The 11,020-nt window shown below is 70.8% G+C and carries 10 protein-coding genes; 7 read left to right on the top strand and 3 right to left on the bottom strand.

Annotated features, from left to right (window positions below):
* Positions 1-159 precede the first annotated feature (159 nt).
* Both purH and FV226_RS25395 read right to left on the bottom strand, forming a co-directional pair.
* Positions 160-1,758 (bottom strand): bifunctional phosphoribosylaminoimidazolecarboxamide formyltransferase/IMP cyclohydrolase, encoded by a 1,599-nt coding sequence (gene purH / locus FV226_RS25400; protein WP_147750772.1) that lies wholly within the window; start codon positions 1,756-1,758, stop codon positions 160-162.
* Between the two features lie 73 nt (positions 1,759-1,831).
* Positions 1,832-3,577: a heparinase II/III family protein gene (locus FV226_RS25395; RefSeq protein WP_147765108.1), complete on the bottom strand. Its 1,746-nt coding sequence runs from the start codon at positions 3,575-3,577 to the stop codon at positions 1,832-1,834.
* 105 nt (positions 3,578-3,682) lie between these two features.
* On the opposite strand from FV226_RS25395, the gene FV226_RS25390 reads away from it, so the two are divergent.
* Positions 3,683-4,009, top strand: a complete 327-nt coding sequence (locus FV226_RS25390) for an amino acid transporter protein (RefSeq protein WP_246691734.1) — start codon at positions 3,683-3,685, stop codon at positions 4,007-4,009.
* A 289-nt stretch (positions 4,010-4,298) separates the two neighbouring features.
* Positions 4,299-4,526 carry a hypothetical protein gene (locus FV226_RS25385; RefSeq protein WP_147765107.1) on the top strand — a complete coding sequence of 76 codons (228 nt, stop codon included), beginning with the start codon at positions 4,299-4,301 and terminating at the stop codon, positions 4,524-4,526.
* 3 nt (positions 4,527-4,529) lie between these two features.
* Here the strand turns inward: FV226_RS25385 and FV226_RS25380 are convergent, their stop codons facing one another.
* On the bottom strand, positions 4,530-5,435 hold the full coding sequence (locus tag FV226_RS25380) for a metal ABC transporter substrate-binding protein (protein WP_246685616.1): 906 nt from the start codon (positions 5,433-5,435) through the stop codon (positions 4,530-4,532).
* A 302-nt stretch (positions 5,436-5,737) separates the two neighbouring features.
* On the opposite strand from FV226_RS25380, the gene FV226_RS25375 reads away from it, so the two are divergent.
* From FV226_RS25375 to FV226_RS25355, 5 genes are all read left to right on the top strand, one after another.
* Positions 5,738-7,510 carry an ABC transporter transmembrane domain-containing protein gene (locus FV226_RS25375; protein WP_147765105.1) on the top strand — a complete coding sequence of 591 codons (1,773 nt, stop codon included), beginning with the start codon at positions 5,738-5,740 and terminating at the stop codon, positions 7,508-7,510.
* A gap of 297 nt (positions 7,511-7,807) precedes the next feature.
* The gene (locus FV226_RS25370; protein WP_147765104.1) at positions 7,808-8,701 is read left to right on the top strand and encodes a cobalamin B12-binding domain-containing protein; all 894 of its coding nucleotides are present in this window, start codon (positions 7,808-7,810) and stop codon (positions 8,699-8,701) included.
* Between the two features lie 103 nt (positions 8,702-8,804).
* Positions 8,805-9,215: a BLUF domain-containing protein gene (locus FV226_RS25365; RefSeq protein ID WP_147750765.1), complete on the top strand. Its 411-nt coding sequence runs from the start codon at positions 8,805-8,807 to the stop codon at positions 9,213-9,215.
* Between the two features lie 158 nt (positions 9,216-9,373).
* On the top strand, positions 9,374-9,850 hold the full coding sequence (locus FV226_RS25360) for a BLUF domain-containing protein (protein ID WP_147765103.1): 477 nt from the start codon (positions 9,374-9,376) through the stop codon (positions 9,848-9,850).
* A 270-nt stretch (positions 9,851-10,120) separates the two neighbouring features.
* On the top strand, positions 10,121-11,020 hold a 900-nt coding region (locus tag FV226_RS25355), incomplete at its 3' end, for an aldose epimerase family protein (protein WP_147765102.1).

Below are 11,020 nucleotides of genomic sequence, written 5' to 3'. Positions count from 1 at the left end.
GTGTACTCTGCGGAATATAGACACAAGACTCCAGCACCTAATGCTAATATAGCGTACAGTAAATTGTAGGCCATAGTTCATAAATCCATTATTTAAAAATTGACGCCGGTAGATGTATGGCGTATCTGTAATGATCTATGTTCCTAAACTAAAAATTTCTTAGTGCCGGAAGTGGCGCACCCCCGTGAACACCATCGCCAGACCGGCTTCGTCGGCGGCGCGGATCACGTCGTCGTCGCGCATCGAGCCGCCGGGCTGGATCACCGCCGTGGCGCCGGCCTCGGCCGCCGCCATCAGGCCGTCGGCGAAGGGGAAGAACGCATCGGAGGCGACCACCGCCCCGACCGCAAGGCTCTCCGCCCGGCCGAGGCGCTGGGCGCCCTCCGCGGCCTTCCAGGCGGCGATCCGCGAGGAATCCACCCGCGACATCTGCCCGGCGCCGATGCCGACGGTGGCGCCGTCCTTGGCGTAGACGATGGCGTTCGACTTCACGTGCTTGGCGACGCGGTAGGCGAAGCGCAGGTCGGAAAGCTCCGCCTCGCTCGGGGCGCGCTTCGTCACCACGGTCAGCGCCATGTCGTCGATCACCAGGGCGTCGCGGCCCTGCACCAGCAGGCCGCCGGCGAGCGTGCGCACGGTGTCGCCCGCGGCCCGCGGGTCCGGCAGGCCACCGGCCAGCAGCAGGCGCAGGTTCTTCTTGGCGGCCACGATCGCGATCGCCTCCTCCGAGGCCTCAGGCGCGATGATGACTTCGGTGAAGATCTTGACGATCTCGGCGGCGGCCTGCGCGTCGAGGGGCCGGTTCAGGGCGACGATGCCGCCGAAGGCCGAGGTCGGGTCGCAGGCGAGCGCGCGGGCATAGGCCTCGACGAGGTTTTCGCCCTCGGCCACGCCGCAGGGGTTGGCGTGCTTGATGATCGCCACCGCCGCCGCGCGCGCCGGATCGAACTCGGCGACGCATTCGTAGGCCGCGTCGGTGTCGTTGAGGTTGTTGTAGGATAGTTCCTTGCCCTGCACCTGGCGCGCGGTGGCGATCCCCGCCCGCGCGATCCCCGGCGCCCGGTAGAAGGCGGCCGCCTGGTGCGGGTTCTCGCCGTAGCGCAGCCCCTGCGCGAGCGCTCCGCCGAAGCTCCGGAAGGGCGCGGTGCCCGCGGCCTCGACGTGCCCCGACATCCAGTTGGCGATCGCCGCGTCGTAGGCGGCGGTGCGGGCGTAGGCCTTCTGGGCGAGCGCTCGGCAGAACGGGCGGGTGAGCGTCCCGTTCCCCTGCGCCAAGGCGTCCAGCACCGGGGCGTAGTCGGCGACGTCGGTGACGACGGCGACGTCGGCGTGGTTCTTGGCCGCCGCGCGGATCATCGCCGGGCCGCCGATGTCGATGTTCTCGACGCAGTCGTCGTAAGAGCGGCCGGCCGCGATCGTCGCCTCGAACGGGTAGAGGTCGACCACGAGCAGGTCGATCGCGGCGATGCCGTGGGCGGCGAGCGCCGCCTGATGCTCGGGGTTGTCGCGGATGGCGAGCAGCCCGCCATGCACCGCCGGGTGCAGCGTCTTCACCCGCCCGTCCATCATCTCGGGGAAGCCGGTGAGCTCGGAGACCTCCGTGACCGGCAGCCCGGCCTCGGTCAGCGCCTTGTGGGTGCCGCCGGTGGAGACGAGGGCGACGCCGCGTGCGCTCAGGGCGCGGGCGAAGTCGACGAGCCCCGCCTTGTCGGAGACGGAAAGGAGCGCGCGGGCAACCCGCACCTGATCATGCGACATCGTGGGTCTTGTCGTTTCGAGGGCCGTTGGCGGCGCGGTAGCACGAATGGCCGCAGTCGGGCCAGAAGTCCGCTCAGGCCGCGGCGGTCGGCGCGCGTCCCGGGGCGGAGGCGAGGCGCTCGAACGTCCAGTCGACGCGCACGTCGTCGTGGACCGGTAGGTGCAGCACGATCTGGTCGGTGCGGCGCGCGCCGGTGAGGCCGGCGAAGTAGACGCTCTCCTCCAGCCGGATCTCGGCGCCGGTGGCGTGGAACCGCCAGACCTCGCCCAGCGGCGAGGACAATTCGAGCCCGTCCTCCAAAGACCGCACGGCGATCGCCGGGTGGAGGTGGAAACGGATCGCCACGTCCTGCGTCCGCACGCGGCCCGCCTTCGTCGCCGGGCGCAGGAACGCGTCCTGCCCGTCGAGGCGGCCCTCCGCGCCGTCGAGCTGCCAGCGCCGCTCGTGGACGATGCCGTGGTCGCGGGCATAGCCGTCGTGCCGGGCGGCCAGCACGGTGGCGGGGCCCTCGTCGCTGCGCTCGGCCTTCACCGCCGCGGGGCCGCGCAGGACCACGGGGCCGACCCGCCGCTCGAGCCAGCGCGCGGCGACGCGCTCGCCCCACCACCCGCCCGACCCGAGGAAGCGGCAGGACGACGCGTCGGCGACGCAGGCGGTCGAGTGGGCGGCGGTGGTGCGGGCGAGCCGGCGCAGCTCCGGGCCGCTCGCGGGCAGGCCGCAATTGATCACGATCCGCTGCGGCCCGCTCGACATCTCGAAGGAGAGGCAGCCGGCCCCGGCGTTGAGCGAGTACGGCAGCGGCGGCGGCGCGCCGACATCGGCCACGATGACGATGCGGCCGCCTTCCAGGCGCTCGTAGCCGGAGTTCGGCGCATGCATCATCGGCTGCGCCAGGGCGCCGTCGTAGATCAGCAGCGTCGCGAGGTGGTCGGCGGCCGTCGCGCCCATGCCGTTGAAGTGGCTGAGCGAGGCGTCGGCGTGCCGGAGCAGGCGCAGCAGCGGCAGCATCCGGTCGATGGCGCCGAGCAAAGCCGCCGGCGGCTCGACGCTGCGGCTGAGATAGCTCTGGCGCAGGGGCAGCAGGTCGAGGAGCAGTTCCATCGCGAAGCGCGGGTCGCGCGAGCGGTGGCCGCCGTCGGCCATGATCTGGCGGTCGAGCTCGCGCGAGAGCACGCGGGTGGCCCGCCGCAGGATCGGCTGGATGCCTTCGCAGCACAGGCCCGCGAAGCACAAGGCGACTGCCGCGTTCAGCCGCCATTGCGGCGGCACCCCGCGGCGCAGGTCGCGCTCGAGCTGCTGCGCGCCCCGGGCCAGCGCCTTCAGGAAGGCCTGGTAGAAGGCGTGGTCGGCCCCTTCCAGCACCAGCGGCGACTGGCTGAGGAACGAGATCAGCCGGCGCGCGGCCACCGGCGTCTGGCGCGCCAGGGCGGCGTCGCCGCGCCCGGCGATGAAGTCGGCCACGAAGGCGCGGGCGTTGGAGCGGGCGAGCGCGGTGTCGGCGGCGCGCAGGTGTCGGAGCCAGCCGAAGCCGTAGAGCACGTCGGCCCATTCCGGCGAGGGCGGGGTGTAGTCGAACGGCGAGCCGCCGCTCACCGCCAGCGAGCGCCCGGCGAAGACGAACAGCCCGGCATAGATGTCGTCGGCGAAGGTGGCGTCGGAGGTGCGCAGGTCGTGCGGCGCGATGACCAGGCCGGTGACGCGGACGCGGGCGAGGATGTCCGGCGGCGCGGAGAGACGCGCCGAGGCGGCGCGCGCGGTCCGCGCGACCTCGCGCCCGACCAGCCGATACAAGCGCCAGCGATCAGCCCCCCAACGCACGTCGGTCCCCCGAAGGCCGGCGCGCGGAGATCGGCGCCGGTCACTCTCACGATCAAGCTAGAGCGGGCGTCTTAACCATCGGTTTACGATCTGTCATGGGTCGACATGACCGGCGCCGCGGCGTCGGCGGACCGTTTCTCCCTGCCGGGTTGCCCGCTATGCCGCCTGATGGCCACTGAATCCGAGGCTCCGCGAGACGCGGGCGATCGGGCCAAGCTCGTCGCCAACGAGAGCGCCAAGCTGACCGCGACCTACGTGAACGGCGTCGCCATCGCGATTCTGGCCGTCGGCGGCCTCGCGCCCGTCTTCTCGGGGCGACTCGCCGGCATCGACTTCGGAGCCGCGCTCCTGGGCGCCAACCTCCTCCTTTGCGCGACGACGAGTGCGGCCCTACATTGGCTGGGACGCAGGATTCTCAGGACCCTCCGATGAGCGATCCGCACGTTCTCTTGATGTTCGCCTTCCCGATCTGTGGCCTCATGCTCGGCCTCTGGGCGTTCTGGCTGACGCGGCGCGCGCACGACTAGACGGGCCGCAGGACGAAGCTGTTCGTCGCCGGCGCCGGCCGCCTTCTGTGTGAAAACCGAGGAAAGCGGGGACAACCAGGCCGATTCGCCGGTTCGTTGCCGGCAAAGCCTTGAACGGCCTAAGCCGTTTACCCGTCGAGCTTTTTTCTCGCGTATCCAGGATGGCATCCAGCACCTGCCGGGGGGCGGCGTCGATGCAGTTCGATATCACCGAGGATACGACCGGCCTGTGGCTCTGGACGCTGGTCGACGACCGCAACGGGCCCGTCGTGTGCTCGCCCGTGCGGTTCCGGACCCAGGTCCAGGCCTATGCCGACGTCGCCGCGTTCAAGGCGATGGTGTCGGGCGCCGGCGTGCTGGTCGGGAACGGCCCTAAGCGCCGCAGCGCCGGCGACGGCGGCGGGCAGCTCGGCCTGCTCTGAGGGTTACGAAGGCGAAAGCGCGGCGCTGAACGCGCGCAGGTTGCTCCGCATCATGTCGAGATAGGTCGAGGCGGGCCCGCCCGGCCCGGAGAGCGCGTCGGAATAGACCTTGTCGCCGATCCGCGCGCCGCTTTCGCGGGCGACCTGCTGCATCAGGCGCGGGTCGGCGATGGTCTCGATGAACACCGCCGGGACCTTGTCCTGCCGGACCTGGCGGATGATCCGGGCGACGTCCTGCGGGCTCGCCTCGCTGTCGGTCGAGACCCCTTGCGGCGCCAGGAAGGTCAGGCCGTAGGCGGCGCTGAAGTAGCCGAAGGCGTCGTGCGTGGTGATGACCTTGCGGTGGTCGGCGGGAATCCGGGCGAGCGCGGCGCGGATCTCGGCGTCGAGCGCGTCGAGCCTGGCGAGGTAGGCCTCGGCGTTGCGGAGGTAGTCGGCGGCGTGGCCGGGATCGGCCTTCGCCAGCCCGTCGCGGATGTTGGCGACGTAGACCTTCGCGTTGGGAACGCTCTGCCAGGCATGCGGGTCGGCGTCCGCACCCGCCGCGTCGCGGCCGCCCTCGCCGTGGCGATGGTCGTGGCGGCCGGGGATCGTGGCGACGCCGGCCGAGGCGACGACCACGGGGGCCTTCGAGCCCGAGGCGCGGATCAGCCGGTCGATCCAGCCTTCGAAGCCGAGGCCGTTGACGAAGACGATGCCGGCGGCGGCCAGCGTCCGCGAATCGCCCGGCGCCGGGCTGTAGCCGTGGGCGTCGGCATCGGGTCCGACCAGCGTCGTCACCGCGACTGCGTCGCCGCCGACCTGCCGCACGAGGTCGCCGAGGATCGAAAAGGTCGCCACCGCCCGCAGGCGCTCCGCCGCGGAGGCCGGGAGCGCGCCGCCGGCCAAGCTCAGCGCCAAGGCCGACATACGCGCGAAACCTCGCCAGGCTGCAATCCAGGTCCTCATCGTGGTCACGCTCCTCAAGCCGGTCGTGCCTGCTGATAGTGTCATACTGTTACATCGCCAAGCCGCCGGGCGGGACAGACCGGCGAAACACGGACGCGGTCAGGTCCGCACGGAGGCGGCCCGACCGACGAGCCGGCCCCCGCGACGCCCGCCGAGGCCAGGCGGCGCTTGATCCGCGGGGCCGAGGGCGGCACACCCGCGCCACCGCCGCCTCGGGCGACGGTGGGCCGGCGCCCTTCGCCCGGACGATTGCGGAACCCGCGATGGCGCGCCTGAAGGGCGACACGATCCCCCTGCTCCGCCGGCTCTGGCGCGAATGGCTGTCGCCGCACCGGGGCACGCTGGCCGTCGTGCTGGTGCTGATCGCGCTCGTCGGCGCGTCCACCGGCCTGTACCCGGCGCTGATCAAGGGTGCGTTCGACGCGTTCGACCGGAAGGATTCCGGCGCTCTCGCCTACGGGCCGCTGATCGTCATCGTCGTCACCTCGGTGCGGGGCTTCGCGCTGTTCGGGCAGACGGTGCTGACCAACCGCGTCGTCACGCGGGTCGAGGCCGACATGCAGGCGGCGCTCTACGGCCACCTGATCGACGCCGACCTGGCGCAGCTCGGGCGCGAGAGCCCGGCCGCCTTCACCCAGCGCTTCACCACCGACTTCGCCTTCATCAAGGAGGCGCTGACCCGCATCTCGACGGTGCTGCTGCGCGACGTCGCGATGCTCGTCGGCCTCGTCGCCGCGCTGATCTGGATGGACCCGGTGCTGACGGGGGTTGCCGCCGTCACCGTGCCGTTCGTCGCCGGGCCGATCGGAAAGATCGGCAAGAAGCTCAGGCGCGTCTCCACCACCACCCAGGAGCAGATGGGCGCCACCGCGAGCCTGATCTCCGAGAGCCTGCAGGGCGTGCGCATCGCAAAGACCTACGCGATGGAGGGATACCTCAAGGGCCGCGCGGCGGACGCGCTCGATTCGGTCCGCCGCCTCAAGATGAAGGCCGCCAACGCCCGCGGCCGCCTCGACCCGCTGCTCGAGGTCGGCGGCGGCTTCGCCGTGGCGGCGGTGCTGATGCTGGTCGGCCAACGGGTGATGGCGGGCGAGCGCACGGTCGGCGACTTCACCGGCTACGTCGCCGCCCTGCTGCTCGCCGCCCAGCCGGCCCGCGCGCTCGGCACCCTCAACGCGATCCTGCAGGAGGCGGCCGCCGCGCTCACCCGCTACTTCGCCCTGATGGACGAGGCCCCGACGATCCGCGAGGCGCCGGGCGCCAAGGCGCTCAAGCCCGGCCCCGGCGAGATCGCCTACCGGAACCTGCAGTTCCGCTACCGCGCCGACGCGCCGGCGCTGGAGGGCATCGACCTCGTGGTGCCGGCGGGTTCGACCACGGCGCTCGTCGGCCGCTCGGGCTCGGGCAAGTCCTCGCTCCTGAACCTCGTGCCGCGGCTCTACGACGCCACCGGTGGCACCGTCGCCATCGACGGGCAGGACGTGCGCGGGGTGACGCTTTCGTCGCTGCGCGCCGCCGTCGCGGTGGTCTCGCAGGAGGTGGTGCTGTTCGACGACACCATCGCGGCCAACATCGGCTTCGGCCGGCCCGGCGCGAAGATGCTCGAGATCATGGCCGCCGCCGAGGCCGCCGCCGCCCACGGCTTCGTCTCGCGCCTGCCCGAGGGCTACGAGTTCCGCGTCGGCCCGGCCGGCGGCCGGCTCTCGGGCGGCGAGCGCCAGCGCATCTCGCTCGCCCGCGCCTTCCTCAAGGACGCGCCGATCCTGCTCCTCGACGAGGCGACCTCGGCGCTGGATTCCGAATCCGAGCGCCTGGTGCAGGACGCCCTGACCCGGCTGATGAAGGGCCGCACCACGCTGGTCATCGCCCACCGGCTCTCGACCGTGCGCGAGGCCGACCTGATCGTGGTGATGGAGGCCGGCCGGGTCGTCGAGACCGGGCGGCACGAGGCGCTGATCGCGCAGGGCGGCGCCTACGCCCGCCTGCACCGGATGCAGCTGTCCGACGATCCCGCGGAGCCGGCGACCGTGCCGTGAGCCGACCCGCCCCGGCCGTGAAGATCCGACGGCGGGCACCCGCGAGACGCCTCCGAGCCGGGTCGGGAGCGGTCGGTCCGCTTCGGGCCACGGCCGGCGGCAGGGGAACGTTCGAGGACCTCCGCCTCGGCGAGCGGAGGCTTTTCAGCCCGCCGAAACCACCGCCATCGGCGGCAAGCGCCGGGACCGTCGCCGTCTTTACAACGTGCGCATTTGCGTCTCTGTTGCACCCCGTACTCGCCGGACGACGGTCGACGACAAACGGGGACGCCAACCCCGGACCATGGGGATGAGGCAATGCTGGATCAGGGATCACCCCACCGTGAGTGGGCCGGTCTGATCACGGAGGGGATCGCGGAAGCCGCGTATGTCCGCGAGGATTATGCGCGGCGAAGATCCGTCGACCAGGCCCGGCAGCGAACCCTCGCGCTCGGCCGCATCGTCCAGACGGACATCATCCCCCGGCTGATGTTGCTCGATCGCGGCGAGCGGCAGGTCCGGTCGGACGTGCTGCCGAAGCTGGATACGGAAACGGTCGCGGGCTTCACGGATCTGATCCTCGGGCACGACGTCGCGGCCCTCCTGAGCGCGTTCACGGCCCTGACGGCCAAGGGTTACTGCGTCGACGACCTGTTCCTCGACCTGCTCGCACCTTCGGCGGCTCTGCTGGGACGCATGTGGGACGACGACCTGTGCGACTTCATCGAGGTCACGGCCGGCCTCGCCCAACTCCAGTTCCTGCTGGCCACGTTCCGCTCGGACGGAGGCCTGGCGCCCTACGACAGCGCGCGCCGTATCCTGCTCATGGGAGCACCCGGCGAGCTCCACACCTTCGGCTTGGCGATCGTCGAGCAGTTCCTGCGGAAGGCCGGCTGGCACGTGGCGAGCGGCCTCGCCTCCACGCCCGAGGAGATCGCCGATCTCGTCGGGTCGGAATCGTTCGGCGTGGTGGGTCTGACGCTGAGCTGCGAGAGCCGCCTGGATCAGCTCGCCGCATCGATCCAGGCGGTACGACGGGCGTCGCTCAATCCTTCGATCGGCGTCATGGTCGGGGGACCCGTCTTCCTGGAGCATCCCGAACATGTCGCCCGGGTCGGCGCCGACGCCTCGGCGGTCGACGCCCCCACCGCGGTGCTGCTTGCACAGAGGCTGCTGTCGTCCGCAGGCGCCGAACGCTCGCCCAGGCCATGACGCCGACGGGCGACGTCCTCGGCTTCCACGGATCCTCGGAGCTTTCGAACGACCGCATGTAGATCGCTCTGCCAATCCGACGTCCTGACAGGATCCAGCAGCAATGTCTGTCGTTCAGCTCATCTATGCCTCACGCCCTTTCGGGTTCGACCAAGCGATGCTCAACGGCATCCTATCGCAATCGCGGCGTTGCAACGCGCGCGATGGGATCACCGGCGCTCTCATTTGCAGGGCGGATGTCTACATGCAGTTGCTGGAGGGCTCGGCCGAGGTGCTGGATGCCACCTATGCCCGGATCTTGAGGGACGACCGGCATCTGGAGATCCGGCGGTTGTCCTATCACCCGGTGACGGACCGTTTATTCCCCGGCTGGGCGATGCGCGACGATCCGGCCCGCTCCTGGATGTGGTCGCAAGCCGAAGTTGCCAACGGAGCGATCGATCAGGCGACTCCGCTGCAGGCGCTCAGAATATTCGAGCGGCTCGCCGCCGAACCCGCATACGACGACGCGTAACGCGCATCGGGAACGACGCGCATCGGGAACGACTCGGCGTTCTTCGAAAGATGGATGGCCGACAGCCTGATCGAACCGATGCTGTCCGGTGGATGCGGGCGCCGCCAGTGTCCCATCCACGCCTCGGTCTCCCTGCCGCCAACGAAGCGATCTCACCCATGTTCGATGAGTACGGCATTCCGCGCGGCGCCGAGTCGGACGACGCGACGTTGGTCCCTCTGTACCATTTCGTCTATTGCAGTCGTGCCGCGGAACACGTCGACGACGCCGAAGTCACCCGCATCGTCGAAGCGGCCAAGCGCAACAATCTTGCCCACGGCATTACCGGCGTGCTGGTCTTCGGCAGCGGCGTTTTCTTCCAGTGGATCGAGGGGCCGGCCGCCGAGATACGGAAATTGATCGCGACCCTGCATCGAGACGAGCGCCACTACGATATCGTTTCGCTGAGCCAGAGCGAGGAGGAACGAGAGCGCCTCTATCCGGATTGGGACATGGAGCGGGTCGAGGCCGACGACATCCGGCTCGTGCTGCAGGACGCCCTCGAAAGCGCGGAAGACAAGAACAACCGCGTGGCGCTGACGCGGATCCTCGAACAACTCGGTTCGGGTTCGCTCGAGCCCATCGGTCGAGGTTGATCGGGGCCACGTCCGCTTCCCGGCAGGCCTGGAGGGCGACGGATCCGGCCACGTCCGGTCGACTTCGGACGCGGCCGGATGGCACGACGGGTCGGAATGCCTCCGCTTGCACCGGGTCTCATGGGTGGGAATCCGTGAGGTCCGGCGGATCGCCGCCGCCCCGTGGTCGCGGCGGTCAGACCGCGACGGGTCGGGCCGATCGTGGTCCGGTGTTCGGTCTTCGAGGGTGTCGCCGACGGTCGGCGCGGCGGATCACGGTCGGGACCAGGGATGGCGGGCGAGACCTTCGGAACGACGGCGGACGGCGAGACGGTGACGCGCTTCACCCTCGGGCGGGGCGCGCTTCGCGTCCACGTGCTCGATTACGGCGGCATCGTCACCGCGATCGAGACGCCCGACCGGGCGGGCCATGCGGCCGACGTCGTGCTCGGGCTCGACTCGGTGGCGGGCTACGAGACCAAGAGCCCGCATTTCGGCGGCCTGATCGGGCGCTTCGCCAACCGCATCGCGAACGGGCGCTTCGCGATCGACGGCCACGCCTACGCGCTGCCGACCAACGAGCCGCCGAACGCGATGCATGGCGGCCCGCGCGGGTTCGACCGGCGGATGTGGCGGGTGGAGTCGGCCGACGACAAGCATCTCACGCTCGCGCGCCGATCGCCCGACGGCGAGGAGGGCTTTCCGGGCAACCTCGACGTGACCGTGACCTACAGCCTGCCCGAGGACGGGACGTTGCGGATCGACTACCGCGCGCAGACCGACCGCCCGACCGTGCTGAACCTGACCCACCACGGCTACTTCAACCTGGCGGGCGAAGGCGCCGGCGACGTGATGGGCCACGTGGTCGCGATCCCGGCCGACGCGGTGTTGGAGACCGACGCGACGCAGGTCCCGACCGGCACGTTGCGGCCGGTCGCCGGCACGGCGTTCGACTTTCGCGCCGGCATGCCGCTCGGCCGGCGCATCCGCGAGGGCGACAAGCAGCTCGTGATCGCCAAGGGCTACGACCATTGCTTCGTCCTGGCCGGCGCGGACGGGCGCCTGCGGCCGGCGGCGAGCTGCATCGAGCCGGCGAGCGGGCGCCGCCTCGACGTGGCGACGACGCTGCCGGGCCTGCAGCTCTACACCGGCAACAACCTCGACGGGACGCTGGTCGGGCCGGGCGGGCGG

Source organism: Methylobacterium sp. WL12 (genome assembly GCF_008039475.1).
Taxonomy (GTDB): Bacteria; Pseudomonadota; Alphaproteobacteria; order Rhizobiales; family Beijerinckiaceae; genus Methylobacterium; species Methylobacterium cerastii.
This window is presented reverse-complemented; position numbering and strand designations above follow the sequence as displayed.

Excerpts from the sequence above, each read along its gene's own strand:
- purH (WP_147750772.1), bottom strand. The coding sequence starts at position 1,758 with ATGTCGCATGATCAGGTGCGGGTTGCCCGCGCGCTCCTTTCCGTCTCC.
- FV226_RS25375 (WP_147765105.1), top strand. The coding sequence starts at position 5,738 with ATGGCGCGCCTGAAGGGCGACACGATCCCCCTGCTCCGCCGGCTCTGG.
- FV226_RS25360 (WP_147765103.1), top strand. The coding sequence starts at position 9,374 with ATGTTCGATGAGTACGGCATTCCGCGCGGCGCCGAGTCGGACGACGCG.
- FV226_RS25365 (WP_147750765.1), top strand. The coding sequence starts at position 8,805 with ATGTCTGTCGTTCAGCTCATCTATGCCTCACGCCCTTTCGGGTTCGAC.
- FV226_RS25390 (WP_246691734.1), top strand. The coding sequence starts at position 3,683 with ATGACCGGCGCCGCGGCGTCGGCGGACCGTTTCTCCCTGCCGGGTTGC.
- FV226_RS25380 (WP_246685616.1), bottom strand. The coding sequence starts at position 5,435 with ATGTCGGCCTTGGCGCTGAGCTTGGCCGGCGGCGCGCTCCCGGCCTCC.
- FV226_RS25385 (WP_147765107.1), top strand. The coding sequence starts at position 4,299 with ATGCAGTTCGATATCACCGAGGATACGACCGGCCTGTGGCTCTGGACG.
- FV226_RS25370 (WP_147765104.1), top strand. The coding sequence starts at position 7,808 with ATGCTGGATCAGGGATCACCCCACCGTGAGTGGGCCGGTCTGATCACG.